The sequence below is a fragment of the Flavobacterium pygoscelis genome (genome assembly GCF_023162025.1).
GTDB classification, from domain to species: Bacteria; Bacteroidota; Bacteroidia; order Flavobacteriales; family Flavobacteriaceae; genus Flavobacterium; species Flavobacterium pygoscelis.
This window is the reverse complement of sequence record NZ_JALNUB010000005.1, coordinates 179,497-200,883: the sequence shown is the minus strand read 5'-3', so window position 1 is coordinate 200,883 and position 21,387 is coordinate 179,497. Positions and strand designations below refer to the sequence as shown.

The 21,387-nt window shown below is 31.0% G+C and carries 25 protein-coding genes; 17 read left to right on the top strand and 8 right to left on the bottom strand.

Translation table 11 applies throughout. The features are described from left to right. The first annotated feature begins 22 nt into the window (after nt 1–22). The 12 genes from gcvH (at nt 23) to MW871_RS16415 (ending at nt 9,057) form a co-directional block, all read left to right on the top strand. On the top strand, nt 23–403 hold the full coding sequence (gene gcvH / locus MW871_RS09730) for a glycine cleavage system protein GcvH (RefSeq protein WP_188048885.1): 381 nt from the start codon (nt 23–25) through the stop codon (nt 401–403). Next, entirely contained in the window at nt 396–773 is a 378-nt protein-coding gene (locus tag MW871_RS09725) for a VanZ family protein (RefSeq protein WP_188048884.1), read from the top strand. Before gcvH ends, MW871_RS09725 begins: the two co-directional genes overlap by 8 nt. Before the next feature lie 211 nt (nt 774–984). Beyond that, on the top strand, nt 985–1,728 hold the full coding sequence (deoC, locus tag MW871_RS09720) for a deoxyribose-phosphate aldolase (protein ID WP_188048883.1): 744 nt from the start codon (nt 985–987) through the stop codon (nt 1,726–1,728). A gap of 49 nt (nt 1,729–1,777) precedes the next feature. After that, nucleotides 1,778–3,871 carry a capsule assembly Wzi family protein gene (locus tag MW871_RS09715; protein WP_248428491.1) on the top strand — a complete coding sequence of 698 codons (2,094 nt, stop codon included), beginning with the start codon at nt 1,778–1,780 and terminating at the stop codon, nt 3,869–3,871. Between the two features lie 106 nt (nt 3,872–3,977). Continuing rightward, on the top strand, nt 3,978–4,880 hold the full coding sequence (gene cyoE / locus MW871_RS09710) for a heme o synthase (protein WP_210644628.1): 903 nt from the start codon (nt 3,978–3,980) through the stop codon (nt 4,878–4,880). 2 nt (nt 4,881–4,882) lie between these two features. Further along, nucleotides 4,883–5,470: a cytochrome c oxidase subunit 3 gene (locus MW871_RS09705; protein WP_188048881.1), complete on the top strand. Its 588-nt coding sequence runs from the start codon at nt 4,883–4,885 to the stop codon at nt 5,468–5,470. 42 nt (nt 5,471–5,512) lie between these two features. Continuing rightward, entirely contained in the window at nt 5,513–6,490 is a 978-nt protein-coding gene (locus MW871_RS09700; protein WP_248428382.1) for a cytochrome c oxidase subunit 3, read from the top strand. Nucleotides 6,491–6,510: 20 nt separating this feature from the next. Further along, a complete protein-coding gene (locus tag MW871_RS09695; protein WP_188048879.1) occupies nt 6,511–6,861 on the top strand; it encodes a cytochrome C oxidase subunit IV family protein in 351 nt (116 codons plus the stop codon). A gap of 75 nt (nt 6,862–6,936) precedes the next feature. After that, complete coding sequence (locus MW871_RS09690; protein WP_210644624.1) at nt 6,937–7,578, top strand: hypothetical protein; 642 nt, start codon at nt 6,937–6,939, stop codon at nt 7,576–7,578. 11 nt (nt 7,579–7,589) lie between these two features. Then, entirely contained in the window at nt 7,590–8,276 is a 687-nt protein-coding gene (locus tag MW871_RS09685) for an SCO family protein (RefSeq protein WP_210644622.1), read from the top strand. Continuing rightward, nucleotides 8,277–8,819: a DUF420 domain-containing protein gene (locus MW871_RS09680; protein WP_248428381.1), complete on the top strand. Its 543-nt coding sequence runs from the start codon at nt 8,277–8,279 to the stop codon at nt 8,817–8,819. Between the two features lie 88 nt (nt 8,820–8,907). Continuing rightward, on the top strand, nt 8,908–9,057 hold the full coding sequence (locus MW871_RS16415) for a hypothetical protein (RefSeq protein ID WP_370566786.1): 150 nt from the start codon (nt 8,908–8,910) through the stop codon (nt 9,055–9,057). Nucleotides 9,058–9,084: 27 nt separating this feature from the next. Here MW871_RS16415 and MW871_RS09670 read toward each other — a convergent pair whose 3' ends face one another. After that, nucleotides 9,085–10,494, bottom strand: coding sequence for a DUF4403 family protein (locus MW871_RS09670; RefSeq protein WP_188048874.1), 1,410 nt, complete (start codon nt 10,492–10,494; stop codon nt 9,085–9,087). A gap of 197 nt (nt 10,495–10,691) precedes the next feature. Between MW871_RS09670 and MW871_RS09665 the strand changes: the two genes are divergently transcribed. From MW871_RS09665 to tsaB, 3 genes are all read left to right on the top strand, one after another. After that, complete coding sequence (locus MW871_RS09665) at nt 10,692–12,128, top strand: TolC family protein (RefSeq protein WP_248428380.1); 1,437 nt, start codon at nt 10,692–10,694, stop codon at nt 12,126–12,128. Between the two features lie 7 nt (nt 12,129–12,135). Beyond that, the gene (locus MW871_RS09660; RefSeq protein WP_188048872.1) at nt 12,136–13,437 is read left to right on the top strand and encodes an efflux RND transporter periplasmic adaptor subunit; all 1,302 of its coding nucleotides are present in this window, start codon (nt 12,136–12,138) and stop codon (nt 13,435–13,437) included. Nucleotides 13,438–13,515: 78 nt separating this feature from the next. Continuing rightward, the gene (tsaB, locus tag MW871_RS09655; RefSeq protein WP_210644612.1) at nt 13,516–14,184 is read left to right on the top strand and encodes a tRNA (adenosine(37)-N6)-threonylcarbamoyltransferase complex dimerization subunit type 1 TsaB; all 669 of its coding nucleotides are present in this window, start codon (nt 13,516–13,518) and stop codon (nt 14,182–14,184) included. A gap of 20 nt (nt 14,185–14,204) precedes the next feature. Here tsaB and MW871_RS09650 read toward each other — a convergent pair whose 3' ends face one another. The 4 genes from MW871_RS09650 to MW871_RS09635 form a co-directional block, all read right to left on the bottom strand. Then, nucleotides 14,205–15,062: a mechanosensitive ion channel family protein gene (locus tag MW871_RS09650; RefSeq protein ID WP_188048870.1), complete on the bottom strand. Its 858-nt coding sequence runs from the start codon at nt 15,060–15,062 to the stop codon at nt 14,205–14,207. Between the two features lie 78 nt (nt 15,063–15,140). Beyond that, the gene (locus tag MW871_RS09645; RefSeq protein WP_248428379.1) at nt 15,141–15,779 is read right to left on the bottom strand and encodes an apolipoprotein A1/A4/E family protein; all 639 of its coding nucleotides are present in this window, start codon (nt 15,777–15,779) and stop codon (nt 15,141–15,143) included. A gap of 261 nt (nt 15,780–16,040) precedes the next feature. Continuing rightward, the gene (locus tag MW871_RS09640) at nt 16,041–16,241 is read right to left on the bottom strand and encodes a dodecin family protein (protein WP_188048868.1); all 201 of its coding nucleotides are present in this window, start codon (nt 16,239–16,241) and stop codon (nt 16,041–16,043) included. A 99-nt stretch (nt 16,242–16,340) separates the two neighbouring features. Beyond that, nucleotides 16,341–17,240: a NifU family protein gene (locus tag MW871_RS09635; RefSeq protein WP_188048867.1), complete on the bottom strand. Its 900-nt coding sequence runs from the start codon at nt 17,238–17,240 to the stop codon at nt 16,341–16,343. A 165-nt stretch (nt 17,241–17,405) separates the two neighbouring features. Here MW871_RS09635 and MW871_RS09630 point away from each other — a divergent pair, with 165 nt between their 5' ends. Both MW871_RS09630 and MW871_RS09625 read left to right on the top strand, forming a co-directional pair. Next, on the top strand, nt 17,406–18,404 hold the full coding sequence (locus MW871_RS09630) for a PorP/SprF family type IX secretion system membrane protein (RefSeq protein WP_248428378.1): 999 nt from the start codon (nt 17,406–17,408) through the stop codon (nt 18,402–18,404). Between the two features lie 12 nt (nt 18,405–18,416). Beyond that, nucleotides 18,417–18,935 carry a gamma carbonic anhydrase family protein gene (locus tag MW871_RS09625; protein ID WP_188048865.1) on the top strand — a complete coding sequence of 173 codons (519 nt, stop codon included), beginning with the start codon at nt 18,417–18,419 and terminating at the stop codon, nt 18,933–18,935. A 1-nt stretch (nt 18,936) separates the two neighbouring features. Here the strand turns inward: MW871_RS09625 and murI are convergent, their stop codons facing one another. The 3 genes from murI to MW871_RS09610 form a co-directional block, all read right to left on the bottom strand. Beyond that, nucleotides 18,937–19,713 carry a glutamate racemase gene (gene murI, locus MW871_RS09620; protein WP_248428377.1) on the bottom strand — a complete coding sequence of 259 codons (777 nt, stop codon included), beginning with the start codon at nt 19,711–19,713 and terminating at the stop codon, nt 18,937–18,939. 112 nt (nt 19,714–19,825) lie between these two features. Next, the gene (locus MW871_RS09615; protein WP_188049498.1) at nt 19,826–20,326 is read right to left on the bottom strand and encodes an OmpH/Skp family outer membrane protein; all 501 of its coding nucleotides are present in this window, start codon (nt 20,324–20,326) and stop codon (nt 19,826–19,828) included. A 21-nt stretch (nt 20,327–20,347) separates the two neighbouring features. Beyond that, nucleotides 20,348–21,358, bottom strand: a complete 1,011-nt coding sequence (locus MW871_RS09610; protein WP_210644602.1) for an OmpH/Skp family outer membrane protein — start codon at nt 21,356–21,358, stop codon at nt 20,348–20,350. Between the last annotated feature and the right edge of the window lie 29 nt (nt 21,359–21,387).

Here is a 21,387-nt window from a genome sequence, read left to right as displayed (position 1 = left end):
ATAATTATCAATTACAATTTAGATGAACTTACCAGCAAATTTAAAGTACACAAAAGATCACGAGTGGATTAGTATTGAAGGCGATATCGCAACAGTAGGAATCACAGATTTTGCTCAAAAAGAATTAGGAGATATTGTTTATGTTGAAGTGGAAACTTTAGATCAAACTTTAGAGAAAGATGAAGTTTTTGGGACAGTAGAAGCAGTAAAAACCGTTTCAGATTTGTTTCTTCCTATAGCAGGAGAAATTATTGCTTTCAATGACGATTTAGAAAGTAATCCAGAAAGCGTAAATTCTGATCCTTATGGTGCAGGGTGGATGATCAAGATAAAAATAGCAAACATGAGTGAAGTAGAAGGATTGCTTTCTAGTGAAGCTTATAAAGAATTAATAGGTGCGTAAACAGCTCTATTTTTGGGCCGCACTAATCTGGTCTTTGATTATTTCTTATTTTTGTTTAGCACAGTTTAGTAGTGTTCCTTTAGGGAATGTCTCAAATATAGATAAATTCGTTCATGCGTTTTTTCATTTTGTGTTAACAACCTTCTGCTTTTTATTTTTTAAGAATCAGTATAAAGAAGTAGTTAGTTATAAACCATTAGTTTTTTCATTTCTTTTTTCTCTTTTTTTTGGAATTGGAATCGAATTAGCTCAAGGTTTTTTCACTACAACCAGACAAGCAGATATATTTGATGTTATGGCAAATGTTTCAGGTGCGTGCTTATCATTACTTCTTATTACTTTATTTGGTTTTAATAATAAAACGAAGTAAAATTAAAATTTGAGTCCCACTTATGTGGGACTTTTTTATTATATGGATGTAACTCTTTAGTTTGTAATTTTTTAATTCACATTTGAATTCATATAACAAAGGCTATTTTTAGATTGTATAATACAAATAGAAAATTTTATTTGAAAGATATGTTCAGATATAATGTATTTTTGTAAGTCATAATTTGCTACAATTATCAAATCAAAACATCATGAATATAAAGCAATATTTAGATTCTACCTATTTAAAAACAGCTACGCAAGCAGGTATTAGCGAACAGGAAAATATTCTTGTCGCTAAAGGGTTTATCCAAGAAGCTATCGAAGAACATTTTAAACTTATTATGATTAGGCCAGATAGGGTTTCTTTAGCAAAACAAATGATTCTTAAAGAAAAATCAAATTTGCAAATAGGTACTGTAATTGATTTTCCAGAAGGAAAATCGTTGATTGAAGATAAACTTAAAGAAGCTGCTCAAGCTATTGAGGATGGTGCTGATGATCTTGATTTTGTTTGTAATTATGAAGCTTTCAAAAATGGAGATGTTGAATTGTTAAAAGAAGAAATCCTAAAAGGAACACAATTAGGTTTAAAGAATAATAAAGTTGTAAAATGGATAATTGAAGTGGCAGCACTCAATGATAAACAAATTATTCAATTGTCAAGTTTGATCAAAAATGTAATTGTTTCTAATTTTCAAGAAGAATTATTTTCAAAAGTTTTTGTAAAATCATCTACGGGTTTTTATAAAACGGAAAATAACTTGCCAAATGGAGCTACAATTCCTTCTATCAAAATGATGCTTGAAAATGCATCGCCACTTCCTGTTAAAGCTGCTGGAGGAGTACGGACTTATGATGAAGCTGTTGCTATGATTGAACTTGGGGTTAAAAGAATTGGTACTTCTGGTGCAAAATTGATTGCTAATGGCGAAAATTCAAACAATGAATACTAAATTGAAGAATACTATAAACTGCAACAAAGGAATAATTTTATTTTTTTTAATGTTGTTTTCTTTTTCAGTGACCGCACAAGAGATTACAAGTAGTTCTGTTCAGTCTTTAAATTCTGCTGAGCGTTTTCCTGTTTTTTCAACTTGTGTGAATTTAGAATCAAAGGCAATAGAAAATTGTTTTTATGATCAAATTCAAGATTTTGTTTTTGAAAATTTTAAAGTTCCACAACAATTAAAAGACACTAATTTTAAAGGAAATGTAAAAGTGCTTTTCGAGGTTGATCGAGAAGGATCTTTTAAAGTTATATATATTGATGCTGCAGAGGAAAAATTGATTGAAGAAACGAAAAGAGTTTTTGATAAATTTCCTAAAATCCTACCAGCTACTTACAATGGTAATCCTACATACGCTAAATTTACACTGCTGATTTTAATTCCATTGAAATCAAAAGAAGTGATAGCTTCAGAAGCTTTGGCTAAGGCTAAAATTATGCCTAATTATACTAAAAAAATTACGGAACTAGATAATATTGTCTATCAAAAATTTGATAATCCTGAATTTGAAAGTCACTTAAATGTTCCTTTTTCTCATAGTTATTATGCGCAATTTGATGCTTCCTTAAATCAAATAGGAACTAATAATCATACCGCTTCAAAACCATACACGTATTCTGAGGTGTCTAAATATTATAATCTCAAATTAGTAAATGAAGATTTAAAAAAGAAAGCATCTAGTTGGTGGGAAAGAAAGTTATGGAATGAAAGTATGGTAGAAATTAAGGGAGATGACTACTGGTTTACATTGAACCCGATATTTGATTTACAGGCTGGAAAAGCATCTCACAGTGAGTCTTCTTACACTTATGTGAATACTCGAGGAATTAATTTTCGTGGGGGATTGGGTAAGATGCTTAATTTTACAACTACAGTTTTTGAAAGTCAAGGTCGTTTTGCAGGTTACTACAACAGATATGCGCAATCAATAAAACCCGCCGGAGGAAATCCTGCTATAGTTCCTGGAATGGGAATTGCTAAAGATTTTAAAACAGATGGATTTGATTTCCCTTTAGCAGAAGCTAATTTGACTTTAGCTCCAAGCAAATTCATCGACTTGCAATTGGGTTACGGAAGAAATTTTATCGGTGATGGATACCGATCTTTATTAGAAAGCGATGGCGCAAGTCCATATCCTTATTTTAAATTAAATACAAATTTTTGGAAAATTAAATATACCAATACCTATATGTGGCTGAAGGATGTAAGACCTGAAGTTACGGTAGAAAGAACTTATGCTACAAAGTTTATGGCAAATCATTATTTGAGTTGGAATGTTTCTAATCGATTAAATCTAGGTTTCTTTGAGTCTGTGATTTGGACCAATACAAATAATAGAGGTTTTGATGTAAGCTTTGTAAATCCAATTATTTTTTATCGATCTGTAGAATTCGCTTCTTCTGCAAGAAGTGGAAACGCAGTTTTGGGATTGACATATAAATACAAATGGAGTGATCAAATTAATTTTTATGGGCAATTTATCTTAGATGAATTTTCCTTGGGTGATGTTAAAAAAAGAGACAATAGTTGGAAAAATAAATACGGATATCAGCTTGGAGTGAAATACTATAATGCTTTCAAAATTGATAATTTATTATTGCAACTAGAGTACAATCATGTTCGTCCTTATGTGTATTCGCACAGCATGCCAATTACCAATTATGGTCATAACAATCAGAGTTTAGGGCATCAATGGGGAGGAAATTTTAACGAACTTCTAGCCATTGCAAGATATCATAAAGGCAGATATTTTGCGGATGCTAAATTTACAATTGGTACTCGAGGTTTGGATTTTGATTCTGCAGAAGATGGTTTTAATTATGGAGGAAATATTTATAAAGATTATGACGAACAGCGTCCTTTAGATAGTGGTGTTAAAGTAGGTCAAGGAAATAAAACTGCAATTTTTATTGCCGATATTCAAGGAGGGTATTTGGTTAATCCAGCTACTAATTTAAAACTTTTTGGAAGTTATATTTACAGGAGTTTTGACCCCAATACGAATACGGCAGTTAACTTTACTGAAAGTACAAATTGGTTCAATATAGGATTGCGTGCAGATATTTTTAATTGGTATTTTGATTATTAATTGTTATTTTGAATCTTAAATACTCTTTTTGTGAATTGTTTTTTGTCAAATCCCTTTTGATAACCTACTTTTGCAAAAGTTTTTACAACTAAAATAATTACTAGCATTGAACGCAACTAAAAGTACCCTTTCCTTCAAATCCATTTATATAGATTTTCGCGAGATCACTAAAGCGCGTCTAGCTGTGAGTGTTGTTTTTTCGTCTTTAGCTGGATTTATGCTAGGGATAAACGATCTTCATTCTTTAAACTGGATGATTTTGTTTAAGTTAGCTATTGGAGGTTATTGCATGGTGGGTGCATCAAATGCATTTAATCAGGTTATCGAAAAAGACCTAGATGCCTTAATGGATAGAACTAAAAATCGTCCTGTTCCTTCTGGAAGAATGTCTAAAGGGAGCGCTTTGTTAGTAGCGAGTTTTTTAACAGTAATAGGATTAGTACTTCTTTATACAATTAACCCTAAAACAGCTATGTTTGGGGCGATATCAATATTTTTATACACTAGTGTTTATACTCCGCTAAAAACCATGACTTCTTTGTCGGTTTTTGTTGGTGCTTTTCCTGGAGCTATTCCTTTTATGTTAGGTTGGGTAGCAGCAACTGGAGAGTTTGGTATTGAGGCAGGTACATTATTTTTAATTCAATTTTTTTGGCAATTTCCTCATTTCTGGGCAATAGGTTGGTTTTTGTATGAAGATTATGAGAAGGCAGGTTTCTTTATGTTACCAACAGGAAAAAAAGATAAAGGAACCGCATTGCAGGTTATTTTATATACAATTTGGCTTATTTTAGCGTCTTTATTACCGGTTTTAGGATTTACTGGACGATTATATATAACTCCAGTTGCTGCAGTTGTAGTACTTATTTTGGGGTTATGGATGTTATTTTATGCTTTTAGATTGTACAAGTTAAGAACGGCTAAAGCAGCACGTACATTGATGTTGGTCAGTGTTTTGTATATTACATTGTTGCAACTGGTTTATATAATAGATAAATTTTTAAGATAGTTATGGAAATGATAATGACAACAGATGAACAGAAATCTAGAACTGCACGATCATATAAATTGATTTTGCTATTTTCTATGGTCAGTATGACGATGATGTTTGCAGGGCTTACAAGTGCTTTTGTAGTAAGTAAATCAAGAGTAGATTGGTTGAAAGACTTTCAGTTGCCTTCGGCATTTTATTATAGTACTGCAGCAATTATTGGTTGTAGTGTTACCTTTTATTTGGCTAAAAAAGCAATAATGAGAGACGATCAGGGTAAAACTTCAGTTTTTCTTTTGAGTACCTTATTTCTTGGAATTTTGTTTGTAATTTTACAATTTGTAGGTTTCGGACAAATAGTAAATAGTGGTTATTATTTCACTGGAAGTGGAAGTTCAATAACGACAACTTTTTTGTACGTTGTAACGGTTGTGCACCTGATTCACCTTGCTGGTGGTATGATTTCACTTCTAATTATAATTTATAATCATTTTAAACAAAAATACAATTCATCTCAAACCCTTGGAATTGAACTAGGTGCAATGTACTGGCACTTTCTAGACTTATTGTGGGTTTATTTGTTTTTATTTTTATATTTCTTTAAATAAGAAAAAAACGTAAATTTGTGAACTTTTTAACGAATAACTTATATGGAATCGACAGTTACTACTGCTAATAGTGAAGAGAAAACTTGGGGAGGCAACAATGAGCCAATGGGGGCTAGTTATGGCAAATTGATGATGTGGTTTTTTATCGTATCGGATGCTTTAACTTTCTCAGGGTTTCTTGCGGCGTATGGTTTTTCTAGGTTTAAATTTATTGAATCATGGCCTATAGCCGATGAAGTGTTTACTCACTTCCCGTTTATGCACGGAGTATCTGCTCCGATGTATTATGTTGCATTAATGACTTTTATTTTGATTTTTTCATCTGTAACAATGGTATTAGCTGTTGATGCAGGTCATCAAATGAAAAAAGGTAAAGTAGCGCTTTACATGTTTTTAACCATTATCGGAGGTATAATCTTTGTTGGATCTCAAGCTTGGGAATGGAAAAACTTTATTAAAGGTGAATATGGTGCTATTGAGACAAAAGGGGGTAGTTTACTTCAATTTGTTGACAAAGACGGTAAACGTGTAGCATTAGCTGAGTTTGCAGTTGCCTTGCCAGAAGGAAGAGAGCAACTTACTAGAGATAAAGCAAAATGGTTTATGAGTGAGCCTTCTTTGCCTTCATTCTCTGTAGAGGAAGTTCAGGCAGGTTTTAAAGCGCATCCAGAACTTTTGATTAGAACAGAGGTTGTGAATAAAGAAAAGCAAAAAACAATTCTTTCAAGAAAAGAATCTGAAGCAAGATTGGGCGATGCCCATTACGTTGTTGAAGGTGCAAACTTGATCAGAAATGAATATGGAAATAAATTATTTGCTGATTTCTTTTTCTTTATCACAGGTTTCCACGGTTTCCACGTTTTTTCTGGTATTATTATTAATATCATTATATTTTTCAATGTTCTTATAGGAACTTATGAAAAAAGAAGAAGCTATGAAATGGTTGAGAAAGTGGGTCTTTACTGGCACTTTGTCGATTTAGTTTGGGTATTTGTATTTACTGTTTTCTATCTAGTTTAATTTCAAAAAAAATATTTGTTATGTCACACGTACACGTATCTAACATAGGTAGAATCTGGAAGGTTTTCGGAATATTGTCTGCCGTTACAATAGTAGAGGTTTATCTAGGAATAGTAAAACCAGATTTTCTTTTTATGAACGATTTTCTGAGTATGAACATTCTTAATTGGGTGTTTTATGCGCTAACTCTTTATAAAGCATATTACATCGTTTGGGCATTTATGCACATGGAAGGTGAAAAAAGTACTTTAAGGAGTGCAGTTGTTTTTCCAGTAATTTTTCTGATTTTATATTTACTCTTTATTCTTTTGACCGAAGGGGATTATATTTATGAGGTGTTTAAAAACTCTACCATTAAATGGAATTTTTAAAAAAATATTAATTCATAAAGAGGGTATCCGTTCTAGCGGGTACCTTTTTTTATATAGTAAAATTAAGGTGTTATAATGAAAAAAAATATTGTTCTTTTCGTTCTATTTGTTTTGCCTATTGTAGCTTATTTATTCTTTGCTTCTGGTGTAAACGGATATACAAAGTTGCCAACCCTAACTACTAATACTGCTGATTTTGGGCATTGGAATACTTTAGATGGTAAGGAAATTACTTTAAATGGAAAAGTGACTATTCTTGGTTTTTCAGGAACTGAACTTTTAAAAAATAGAGGTAATTTTTTTAATTTAAACCAAAAGATATATCAGACTTATCATAAATTTAAAGATGTTCAATTTGTTATTCTCTGTCCTATAGGAACAGAAAGTGATGCCAAGAAAGTAGTTGATGCTTTTGCTATGTTTACTGATGTTTCTCAATGGCGTTTTGTTTTTGCCTCTCCAGAAGAGATTAAAGCCTATTATGCGCAATTAAAATTAGTAGAGAAATTAGACGATAAACTTGGAACTTCTAAAGTTTATATTATTGATAAAAATAGAAACCTTCGCGGTAGAAAATTAGTTAAAGGAACTAAAGAAGGATATAATACCTTTCATCCAGCTGAGTTGAGTAACGAAATGTTAGATGATTTTAAAGTTATTCTTTATGAATATCGTGCTGCCTACAAAAAAAATAAAAACGCTACTAGACAAATTTAATTTATTATAAGATGCTTAAAAATAAATCATATATAGGTATTTCATTTATTATCTTAATTTTTGGAATTTATGCAATCCCAAAAATTGTCGAACGAATTAAAAATGATAAAACGGTTCAGGGAGAACGATTAGATCGTATTAAACCTAAAACTGCAGATGAAGGTAAATTAATTAAAATTGGAGCTGTTCCAAATTTTGAATTAGTTAATCAAGAAAATAAGAAAATTACCAATGAAACCTATAAAGGGAAAGTGTATGTATTGGAGTTTTTCTTTTCAACATGTCCAACAATTTGTCCAAAGATGAATGAAAGCATGCTTATTCTTGAAAATAAGTTTTTTGGGAATCCCAATTTTGGAATTGTGTCTATTACTATTAATCCAGAACACGATTCGCCTGAAGTATTAAAGCAGCATGCTAAAGATTTAGGGGTTAAATCCTCCAACTGGAATTTTTTAACAGGTGATAAAGACTATATTTTTAAATTAGCAAATAAAGGTTTTAATCTTTATGCTGGTCAAAACAATAAAGTTGCAGGTGGATTTGAGCATTCTGGTTTGTTTGCTTTGATTGATAAAAACGGGAATATCCGTTGTAGAAATGATGAGTATGGAAATCCAATTTTATATTACGATGGTTTAGATAAAAAAGGGGTTAGAAATATTCAACAAGATATTAATATATTATTAGCAGAATAAATGAAAAATAATTCATTAGAACAAAAATACAATAGACTCATTATTGCTGTTTCTATTGTGATTCCAGTTGTTGTTGCGATCCTTTTTGGTGTAAAACTTAAAGACTTTGGATTTGATGTAGCGCCGCTTTCTTTTTTGCCTCCTATTTATGCCTCTACTAATGGTTTGACCGCTTTACTTTTAATCGCTGCGGTCGTTGCTATTAAGAATGGTAAAAAAAAGCTCCACGAACGCTTAATGACAGGTGCAATTGCTTTCTCAGTTGCTTTTCTTGTGATGTATGTTGCATATCATATGACGGCCGATTCTACAAAATTTGGCGGTGTAGGATTTGTTCGTTATATCTACTTTTTCATTTTAGCCTCTCATATTATTTTGTCGATAGCTATTATACCAATGGTATTAATAACTTACGTGAGGGCATTATCGCAAAATTTCGAAATGCATAAAAAGATTGCACGAATTACATTTCCTATTTGGTTATATGTTGCTGTTACTGGAGTAGTTGTTTATTTAATGATTTCACCTTATTATGTATATTAAAACAAAAAATATAAAAAGAAAGTGGTCAATTTATTTTTGTCTTCTTTTTTTCGGTCTTTTCTCTGTTTCTTCAAATGCACAGTGCGCAATGTGTCGTGCTGCCTTAACTAGCGAAGGTAATACTGCAAAAGCTGAGGCTATTAACGATGGGATAGTTTATTTAATGGCAATTCCTTATCTTTTAGTTGGAGGCATTGGGTATGCTGTTTATAGAATGAGAAAGAATAAAGTGGGCTAATAAATTTATTTCGAAACTTGTCTATCATTATTTTATACCGTTGACAGATACATTCACTACGCCGTTTACTTTAATGAAGGCAAGGATTGCTTGGTTGTTTAATTGAATTTTTTCAAACTGAATTTCTTCCATTTTGCCGTTTACAAACACTCCTGGCATTGGCGAGTAATTTTTTAAATAAGTCATCATACTTTTTTGTGCTTCCTCTAAATTTGGTTTTATAGAGTAGCGACAGCTTTGTTCAATTTTCTTTAAAATTATACCCTCTGCAAGCCAATTTGCAGTTCTCATCAATTTACTTTTAGTGTCTAATACGTAATTCAATTGATTGAAGTAAATCTCTTTTGTTTGTTCATTATATTGAGGAGTTCCAGATAAATAGATAGTTCCGTTCACGGCTCCCAAAAGGTCTAATGCGATTATCATTTTGCCGTTTTTATGCCAAATAGAAACTTCTTGTACTTTTACTTTTTTTGATCCTGAACCTAATTCTTGTCCATAAAAGTTTTTGGTTATTATTTTCGAAGCATCTCTGTAGGTAGAAACAGCAACAATATTTGCAGAAATTGCATTTGGAATCGTAGTGACAGGTTTTAAGGTAATTTTTGATGCGTTAAATTTTGATTCTGGTTGTCTTCCTATAAGAGTTTCCATATTGCATTTCATTCCCATGTCTAAAATAAAAGCATCATTTTTTAACTTAGCATTCGTAGAGTATATTTCGATGGGAACAATTCTAAGCCAACTTTCATAACTTTCGCTCATTTGAAATGGTGTGCAAATCTTTTCAAGTGCTTCTAATACATTTGGCTTAAAGTCCATTGATTTTTCTATAATAGCATCAATTTTTGTTTCAATTTTTGTTTTAAAAAGTTTTATTGCGGGATTTATTAGATAGGTCACTGGAAGATTTTTCCCAAAAAGAGTCATCGTTGGATTTTCATTCCATTCTAAAGATTTTAATTCTGTTTTTGTAGTTAATTTCCAATTGACCAAAGCTACATCACTAATTAGTGTAACAACTCCGTCGAGATGAAATTCACGGATGTCATACATTTCAATGCCTAATTTTTTGGTTCCGATTCTGTATTTAATTACTGCTTTTAAGGGAAGTGTAGTTTTGATTTTTTCACCTTTTGCTGCGTTGTCATTTTTTATTGTGATGGGAGCAAGCTTCCATATCTTCATTTCAATATCATCATCCTCAATAGTATTATCTTCATATATAAGTCCGTTCAAGACGGAGTTTGTTTGATACTCAATGTCTTTTATCTTTACACTAATAGGCATGTTTATAAAGGACGGCGTGTTCTCATAAACTAATGGCGTTGCATCATCAGGCTCTGGTTTTAAAGCATCGATTTTATTTGTTGGTGCACAACTACTCATGAAGATGCAGAAGCCAACTAGGCTATATATAAAACTTGATTTTGACATTTTTAATTTAGTTTAATCCAGTAAAATTAACAAAAGAATTCTTTTTTTATCGTTTTTTGTAACAAAAGCTATTTCTTAAAGTCTAATAGCTTTATAATGTAATTACGAGTAAAATATTTTATATTAATACAGTGATCTTTGTTATAAAAACTTAAATTTGTTTTGCATCGTTTCTGCACTTTTATTCAAAAAAAAATATGAAAAAAAGATTTTTTCTCAGTTTAATAACTATTGTAGCAGGTTGTGTGACCATACAAGCACAAGCCAAAAAATGGACTCTAGAGGAATGTGTACAATATGCTATAAAGAATAATATTTCGATTAAGCAAACTGAACTTGATTCTAAGGTTGCGTTAATTGATAAGAGAGGCGCTATAGGTAAATTTCTTCCATCTGTTAATGCTAGTGCATCTCATTCTTGGAATATTGGTTTGAATCAGGATATTACAACAGGACTTCTTCAAAATCAAACTACACAATTTACATCTGCAGGTGTAAATGTTGGAATTGATATTTATAGAGGTTTACAAAATCAAAATAATTTGCGCAAAGCGAATTTGTCAATTTTAGCTTCTCAATATCAATTGGTCAAAATGCAGGAAGATGTTGCATTGAATGTTGCTAATGCTTTTTTGCAAGTTCTTTTTAATAAAGAAAATCTAAAGGTCCAAAAAGAACAATTAGGAATCAATGAAAAGCAATTTTCAAGATCACAGGAATTGGTGAATGCGGGTTCTATTCCTAGAGGTGACTTATTAGATATTAAAGCTACAGTTGCCTTAAATAATCAAAATGTTATTGTTGCAGAAAATGCTTTGCTAATTTCTAAGTTGAGTTTAAGTCAACTATTGCAACTTAAAGATTTTGAAAACTTTGAGGTAGTTGATGATACCAATATTAATGATGAAAATAATATTTTAGCTCAATCTCCTTCGGCAATTTATAGTAAAGCTTTAGAAACTAAAATAGAAAGTAAAATTGCTAGAACTAATCTAGAAATAGCACAAAAAAATCTTGAAATTTCAAGAGGAGCTCACATGCCTACCATTCAAGGTTTTTATAGTTTTAATTCTAGAGTTGCTTATAGCGATAGGATCACTGGAGTTGTGCCAAATGCGGCAAGTCCCACATCAGTAGTGGGGTTTGTAGAAGGTACCAATCAAAATGTTTTAGCTCCAAATTTCAGTAGAGTATTAGGTGGACCAGAACCATTTTTTGATCAATTTAGTAATAATAAAGGGCAATCTTTTGGTGTTCAAATTTCAATTCCAATCCTTAATGGATTTTCGGTAAGCAATAACATAGAGCGCTCTAAAGTAAGTCTTGATAAATCTAAGATTGCAGTAGAACAACAAGATTTAGATTTACAGAGAAATGTTTTCACTGCTTTTGCAGATGCTAAAGGAGCTCTTAATACTTATGAATCCTCTTTAGCAGCCTTAGATGCCAGACAAGGAGCCTACGATTATGCAAAAGAAAAATATGATGTTGGTTTAATGAACTCTTTCGATTTTAACCAATCACAAACCTTATTAACTAATGCGCAATCAGAAGTTATTAGAACTAAGTACGATTACATTTTTAAAATTAAAATCTTAGAATTCTATTTTGGAATTTCTCTCATCAAAAACTAAATTAATTATGTCTAAAAAAACAATTTATATCCTAATAGGAGGTGCTGTAGTACTAATTGCAAGTCTAGTAATTCTTTCAAAGTCAGGAGTAATCGGTAATAAGGAGAAAGGTACCGAAATAGAAACGGCTCAAGTGGTACCAATGACTATTGTAGAAACTGTTTCGGCTACTGGAAAAATTCAACCAGAAATTGAAGTTAAAATTTCGTCGGAAGTTTCAGGTGAGATTATTTCTTTGAATGTAAAAGAAGGACAGGTAGTAAAGAAAGGAGATTTATTAGTAAAAATTAATCCTGATTTATATACTTCTGGTTACAATCGTTCCATTTCTAATTTATCAGGAACCAAAGCCAATTTAAGTCAAGCGGATGCTTCTTTCAATGAATCTAAATCAAGTTATGATAGAAATAAAACTTTATTTGAAAAAGGAATTATTTCAAAATCAGATTGGGATAAAGCAGTTTCTTCCTATGAAGTTGCAAAAGCAGCAAAACAAAGTGCTTACTTTAATGTACAAAGTGCCTCTGCAACTGTAAACGAAGCGAAAGACAATTTGGGTCGTACTACAATTTATGCACCTGCAGATGGAACTATTTCAGTATTGAATGTTGAACTAGGAGAGCGTGTTTTAGGGACGCAACAAATGACAGGAACTGAGATTTTAAGAGTTGCCAACTTGAATAATATGGAAGTTGAAGTTAATGTTAATGAAAATGATATCGTAAAGATTAAAGTTGGAGATGAGGCAAACGTAGAAGTTGATGCCTATTTGAAAAAACAATTTAAAGGAACTGTAACTAGTATTTCCAATTCGGCTAGTTCAGCTTTGACAGCAGATCAAGTAACTAATTTTAAGGTTAAGGTAAGAATATTGAAAGATTCCTATAAAGACTTATTAGAAGGAAAACCGGATACATATTCTCCTTTTAGACCGGGAATGACTGCAACAGTTGATATTATTACTCAAACAAAAGCGAATGTTTTGTCAGTTCCTATTAGTTCTGTTGTGGTTAAGTCGGATACTACTGCTGTAAAAAATATTGTTGTTGTAGATCCTAAAGATGAACAAAAGGACGCCCCAAAAGTAGATAAAAAATTCGAGTGTGTTTTTGTTAAAGTAGGAGACAAGGCCAAAATTAGAATTATTAAAACAGGAATTCAAGATGATACAAATATTGAAGTTTTAACAGGGCTTCAAAAAGGCGATGTTGTTATTACAGGACCTTATGCAACAGTAACTAAAGATTTGAATTCGGGAGATTTAGTTTCTTTAAAAACTGATAATGAAAAAACAAAAAATAAAAAGTAATTGATTAATGCATCATTTTTTAAATCACAATTATAAAATTTTATAATTGTGATTTTCATTTTTAAATAAAAGCTGAAATTGGAATATATATTAAATATAGAGACTGCTACCAAAAATTGTTCTGTAGCTCTAGCAAAAGAGGGTAAAACAATATTATGTAAAGAAATTGCAGAGGAAGGGTATTCTCATGCCGAACGTTTACACGTATTTATAGAGGAAATTGTTAAAGAAGCGGATATTAGTTTAAAAGATTTAAAGGCAATTGCAGTAAGTCAAGGTCCAGGATCTTATACAGGATTGAGAATTGGAGTTTCGGCTGCAAAAGGGCTTTGTTTTGCTTTAGGGATTCCTTTGATTGCTGTTGATACATTACAAGTTTTAGCAAGGCAAGTTTCAGTTTCTGATGGATTAATAATTCCGATGATTGATGCCAGAAGAATGGAAGTTTACAGTGCTGTTTTTAATCCAAAATTTGATAAAAAAAGAGAAATCTTAGCCGAAATTATTTCAGAAGATTCTTTTTCAGAGTTAGAAGAAAAACTTTACTTCGTTGGTGACTGCGCCGAAAAATGCAAGTCTGTATTAACTAAAGAAAACTTTTATTTTTTAGAAAATATCAAATACCCATCTGCTAAAGAAATGAGTGCAATAAGTTATGAAAAGTTCAAAATAAACGACACAGTTGATGTAGCTTATTTTGAACCTTATTACTTAAAAGATTTTATGATTACTCCTTCAAAAAAGTAATTTAAAACTTCTTTGAACATCTATTGATTGCTTTGCTCTTTTTTTGAATTGTTTTCTGTGCTTTTTGAAAGTTCCATTACAAATGGTTGAATAGTTATTCCTGCAGCATCAAAAGCTCTTTTACATTCCTCTAAAGTATCTGAATAAACGCCCCAGAAATGTTCGTTTTTTGCCCAAGGTCTAACCGCTAATTGAATTCCGGTATCGGTTAGGCTTTTTACAGAGACTTCCGCTGCAGGTGTTTTTAATATTTTTGGATTACTATTTAAAACAGTCATGATAATTTCTTTAGCTTTTTTGATATCGGTGTCGTAGGATATCGCTATGTTCAAATCTGCTCTTCTTGTTTCTTGTAACGAGTAATTGATAATTGTCCCATTCGATAAAGATCCATTTGGTATAAAAATAGTTTGATTGTTGCTTGTAATTAATTTAGTTACAAATATTTGTATTTCTGAAACCGTTCCGACAACACCTTGAGCTTCAATTGTATTCCCAACTTTAAATGGCTTGAATAAAATAATTAGCATTCCACCTGCAAAATTAGATAATGAACCTTGAAGTGATAATCCTACTGCAAGTCCCATAGCTCCTAAAATAGCGACAAATGAGGAGGTTTCTATTCCTAATTTGCCAATAAATGATACAAATAATAGTACTCTTAATACCCAAAGTAATATATCTGCTAAGAACTTTGTTAATGTAGGTTCTAATTTTCTACTAATCATTAACTTTCGTATAAATCTATTTATTAAACGTATAACGTAAAGCCCTACGAATAGGATAAGAAAGGCAGAAATTAATTTTGGTGAATAATCAATTAGTACTTTTAAAAAATGGCTTGCGTAGTCTGTTATTTGTTCTGGATTTAAATTCATTTTTTCTAAATAAAAAACCTTCTCATATGAGAAGGTTTGGTTGATGTACAAAGATACAAATTAATTCATTTTATTAAATTAATCTAAGTTCTCTTCTTTTTTATTTATTGTGTTTTGAGTTGCTTCTTTTAATTCTTCTACATTGTCTGCAATAGTATTTTTAGCTTCTTCTGCAAAATCTTCTACTTTTTCTGAAACAGTATTAGTCTTGTCTTTTAAAGAATCCACAGAGTCTTTTAGAATGGTTTCTGAATCACTAGTGAATTCTTGTACATTTTCTTTAATTGCTTCAGCAGTAGTATTAATTTTGGTTGTAGTATCTACTGCTATTTCATTTGCTTTTTCGTTAGACATTCCTGCACTCTCTTTAAGTGAATCTACTACATCGCCGATCGATTTTTCTGCTTTTTCAGAGTATTCATTTAATGTTTCCTTGGCTTGATTTGCATAATTCTCTGCCTTATCTAGAATGGGAGTTGTAGTTTGTTTGGCTTTTTCAAATGTATCTTCAGCCATAGTTTGTGCTTTTTCCAAATAAGGTTTTGCTGTTTCTTTTGCTTTTTCTAAGGTCTCTTCTGAAAAATTTTCTACTTTTTCTAAATACGGAGCCGCAGATTCTTTTGCTTGCTCTAAAGTACTTTCTGCTTTATCTGTTAATTCAATAGCAGTTTCTTTGGCAGAGCCAAATAAATTCTTAAAAAATGATGATAGTCCCATATTATTTTGTTTGATTAGTTACGCAATAATAGTCTTTTTTTGTGAACATTACTTTATTAAAACACTAATAATTTACTGATAATCAGATGCTATATTAATTTTGTTGTTTTCATGAAAATAATAATAATTTCTACTCAATCAATACTGCTGTTTTTTGTTTAGTTATCTTTTACTTTTGTAAATGTTTATGAAGATATAGTGAATAAAAAAAGCACCTCTAAAGAGATGCTTTTTTTATTCTATTTCTAGTAGATAATTAATTTATTCGAGTTCGAATGTTATTTTCATATTCAGTCGAAATTCTGTTATACCACCATCACTAACTTTAGCGCTTTGTTCTTTAACATAAACAGAACGAATGTTTTTTATTGTTTGTGATGCCTTTGCAACTCCTTTTTGAGCTGCATCTTCCCAACTTTTCTCTGAGCTTGAAAGTACTTCTATTACTTTTAATATAGACATGATTTATGTTTTTGGTTAATTATAAAAATACAAATTTATTTATATGTACTGAATAAATTTAATTTTATTTAACATAACACGTTGAAATTCAGTAAGGTTTTATCCGTTTACGGCTTCTACTTTAATGCTTTCATCATTCAACATACTTTTAAGCATGTTTTCTATACCGCTTTTTAAAGTAAAAGTAGAAGATGGACATCCGCTACAAGCACCTTGTAAAATCACTTTGACAGTTTTGTCACTTTCGTTATAAGATTCAAACGCTATGTTACCTCCATCAGCTTGTACAGCAGGTTTTACATATTCTTCTAATATGTTGATTATTTGTTGTGAGGTTACATCTAAATTATCAAATTCTTGAGCTTTAGTGCTTTCTTCAGCAATTACTGTTGCAACGTAATTTTCGTCTAAAACAGTTCCGCCATTTTCAATATATTGTTTGATAAAGCTTCTTAATTCTAACGTTATTTCTTGCCAATCATTGATTTCATATTTCGTTACAGAAATATAATTTTCATCGATAAAAATTTCTTTTACATAAGGAAACTTAAAAAGTTCTTTTGCTAAAGGAGAAGCCGAAGTCTGATCTATGTTTTTAAATTCAATAGCATTTTTAGTTAGCATTTTACTAACTACAAATTTTAATGCTGATGGATTTGGTGTTGTTTCACCATAAACAGTTACAGGTTGTTTTTTAGATTTGTTTTCATCTACGGTTATAATCGTACCGCCATCGTTTACAAATTTCTCTATTTGTTCTGCAACAGCATCTTTGACATCATCCCATTCCACAATGCTGTATTTTTCTATAGCAATAAAATTTCCAGAAATGTAAATTGTTTTTACAAATGGTAAATAAAATAATTGTTGTGCTAAAGCCGATGGTTTAGCTTCATCAATGTTTTTAAATTCAAAACTTTCATTCTGAGTGATAAAGTCTTGAAATTCAAACTTTAATATAGTTGGGTTTTGTGTTTCTTTTATTGTTATCGTTTTCATTGTTTTTCAAATTTTTACAAATTTACTAAAGTTATTTTCTACGAATACCTATATTTGGTTTTTTAATGAATAAATTAACTTTAGTTTAAATTTAATGCAATTACTTTTTTTTTAATTGAAGTATTATATTGATTTTAAATTCTTTATTTGCTTAATAATACTTAAATGATTTTTAAACTTAGAATTTCTATTTCACTTTTTTTTTTATCTTTTTATTGTTTCGCACAAGAAGGGATTCCGGTTTACTCGGATTATTTATCTGACAACTATTATTTGATTCATCCCTCTATGGCTGGTGCATCTAATTGTGCAAAAGTTAGATTAACAGCTAGGAAACAATGGTTCAATCAAGATGATGCTCCGGAGTTACAAACAATTAGTTTTAACGGTAGAGTAGGAGAAAAAGCGGGTGCAGGAATTATTCTTTTTAATGATAAAAATGGTTATCATTCTCAAAAAGGAGTTAAACTTACCTACGCTTATCACTTAATGTTCTCTAGAGATGAAGTTGATTTAAATCAACTCTCTTTTGGTATGAGTGCAGGATTAATTCAAAGTCAGTTAGACGAAACTGAATTTTTAAAATCCGGTGATTATGATCCTAATATCAATGGTTCTATTGTTCAAAAAGACACTTATTTTAATGTAGATATTGGTGCTTCTTATAATTTTCTAGATTTTTATGCGCATGCAACAGTCAAGAATGCTGTTGAGACTAGACGTGATATCTATAGCGTGTATGAAAGTGATAATTTAAGAAAATATTTATTGAGCGTAGGCTATATTTTTGGTAATAAAGAAAAACTATTATTGGAACCTTCCCTTTTATTTCAAATGGTAGACAAAACTAAAGAGAAGTCTATTGATGTAAATTTAAAAGTTTATAAAAATCTAGATTTTGGAAGACTTTGGGGTGGCTTGTCTTATCGAAGAAGTTTTGATGGTGCCGAATATAAAAATGGAAACAGTATTGCTTTACAAAAATTACAATATATTACTCCAATTGTCGGTGTAAATTTCAATAAATTTATGTTCGCTTATACTTATTCTCAATTATCTGGAAACGTTAAGTTTGATAACGGTGGATATCACCAAATCACTTTGGGAATCGATTTGTTTTGCAAACCTGTAAAATACGATTGTAACTGTCCCGCAATTAATTAATTTATATTTATTATGCTTATTAAAACTGTCAATGGCAAAACGCCATCTATTCCTGAAGACTGTTATGTAGCCGAAAATGCAACAATTATTGGCGATGTTAGTTTTGGAGAAAATTGTAGTGTTTGGTTCAATGCTGTTATTAGAGGAGATGTAAATTTTATCAAATTTGGCAATAAAGTCAATATTCAAGATGGAGCTGTAATACATTGTACTTATCAAAAACACGCTACCGTAGTTGGTAATAATGTTTCAATTGGCCATAATGCAATTGTGCATGGTTGTACCATTCATGATAACGTATTAATTGGAATGGGAGCCATTGTCATGGACAATTGTGTTGTAGAAAGTAATTCTATTGTGGCAGCAGGTGCTGTAATTACTCAAAATACAGTTGTTGGTGCTGGTACAATTTGGGCAGGAGTTCCTGCAAAAAAAGTCAAAGATATCGATCAATCTGATTTTGCTGGAGAAATTGAACGTATTTCTAATAATTATGTTATGTATTCTGGCTGGTTAAAAGAAGACAAATAGTTTAAAACTCCTTTTCTTGTACTTTATATTTATTTCCTAAAATTTGTTTAAGAACAGAGGAGTCAGTATTTGTATAAAATACTGTTTCACTTTTAGTAGATGAATTAAATCCTATGGTCTCACTCAATAGTTTTTGAGTTTGTTTGGCAACTGCTTCACCAGAATCTATTATTTGAATATGATTAGGTAGAATAGCTTTAATCTGTGGGATTAAATAAGGATAATGACTGCAGCCTAATACTAAATAATCTATGTTGGCTTCTATCATTGGTTTAAGATAGGAGTTGAGCAATTGAGTCATTTCAGGAGAATTGATTTGTCCAGACTCTATCAGCTGAACTAATCCATTGCCTACTTGTTCAATTATTTTGGTGTCCTGATACTTCTCTGTGGTTTTATTAAAAAGGGTACTGCTTAAGGTGCCTTGTGTCGCTAAGACCCCAATTATTTGAGTTTTAGAATGCAATACAGCTGGTTTTATAGCAGGTTCAATACCAATGAATGGTACATCGTATTTTGACCTTAATTCTTGAATTGCATTGGTGGTAGCCGTGTTGCATGCCACAACAATTAACTTGCAATTCATATTGAGTAAGAACTCTGTGTTTTTCATGCTTAAAACGATGATTTCTTCCTTCGTTTTTTGTCCGTAAGGTGCATTTTTACTATCTGCTAGATATATCGTTTTTTCGTTAGGTAGTAGTTCGTGAATAGCCGACCAAATAGAGGTGCCGCCAATACCAGAGTCGAATATTCCTATTGCTTCATTGTTTTCCATTAAAACAAAGTTAAGTGCTCTGATTTAAAATTCCTAAAAAATTATTAGTCCAAAAAAAAACCGCTCCAGCTAATAATAGTTGGAGCGGTTTATCAAATAAATGTTCTATTTTTTAGAAACCTAAATCTTTTTTTACATCAGCAGTCAAGTTTGGACCATCAGCAAGTAAAAGAGAAGAACCGTCTAATACATATTGGAATCCTTTTGCTTTACCTACTTTTTGGATAGAAGCTCTTACTTTTTCCATTAATGGTTTAACGATATCAGATTCTTTTTGTTGTAATTCTTTTTGAGCATTATCTCTATAATCAACAATTCTTTTTTGCATGTCCTGAACTTCTTTAGAACGGTCTCCATTGATCGCTTCTGTTACTGTTGCAGCTTCTGCTTCGTATTTTTTTAATTTTCCTTGGTATTCATCAACCATTTTTTTGTATTCAACATCATATGTACCACTCAATTTATCTAGTTGTTTTTGAGCATCTAACATTGCTGGCATTTTTGTCATAATTTCACTTACATCAACATGAGCTGTTTTTGCTTGTGCATTAATAGTTTGATTTGCTCCTAACATTAATATCGCAGCAATTAGTAGAGTTTTGATTTGTTTCATCATTTTAAAAATATTAAGTAATTAATTATTGTTTGTATTTTCTTTTGTTTTTTCTTCTTTAGCCTTTTTAAGAGCTTCTCTTTCTTCTATTGTTTTTTTTCTTTTTTCGTCTAATTCTTTTTTGCGATCTTCAATAACCTTTTTACGGTCTTCTAAAATTTTTAGTCTCGCATCATTTTCTTTTTGCTTAGATTCCTCCAAGGATTCTTTTTTAGTTTCAACATTTTTAGGAGTGGTTACCGCATTGTCTTCTTTGATATTTGCAGAAACCGTGCCAGCTTTTTTAGCTTCTCTTTCGGCTTGAATTTGTTTTCTTTTATCTTCAAATTCTTGTTTCTTTTGTTCTTGAAGCAATTTTCTCTCTTCTAGAATTTGTTCACGTGCCGTCTTTTTCTCCTCTATAAGTTTTTTTCTTTCTGCTAAATCTGGATTATCATCCAAAGCATCTTCTTTGCTTTCTTTTATTTCAGCTTCTTTTTGCTGTTTTTTAGTGAGTTGCTCTCTTTTTTCTGTTCGGTTTAATACTCGTAAAACTTGCTCACTAATATCAAATCTTTTGGCTGCAAAAAGCATTGTTAGATCTGAAGATTTATCAAAAATGAAATCATATTTTAATCGTTCAGCTATATCCTGAACTGCAGTAAAAACTTGATCTTGTATTGGTTTGACTAAAGTAGATTTTTGAATCATTAAATCTCCATTAGGCCCAAATCTTTTTAATTGATATTCTAAGTTTTGATTTTCAAGAAACGCAATTTCGGTTTCTCTCTCTTCTATTAGTTCTTTAGTCAATAAAACTTTTTCTGCTTTTAGGGCTTCTTTTAATTTATTGATTTCAATTTTTTTTGTTTCAATTTCTAATTTCCACTTATTGGCTTTTTGATCTAACTGATTTTTAGCTTCCGTATAATCGGAGACATTTTCTAAAATGTATTCCATGTCAATAAAGCCTAATTTTGTTCCTTTGGCCTGAGCATTAACCCCAGAATATGTGATCAATGCTAAAAATACAGATAAAAATTGTTTTTTCATAAAAGCTATTTTATTTAGAAATCATGAGC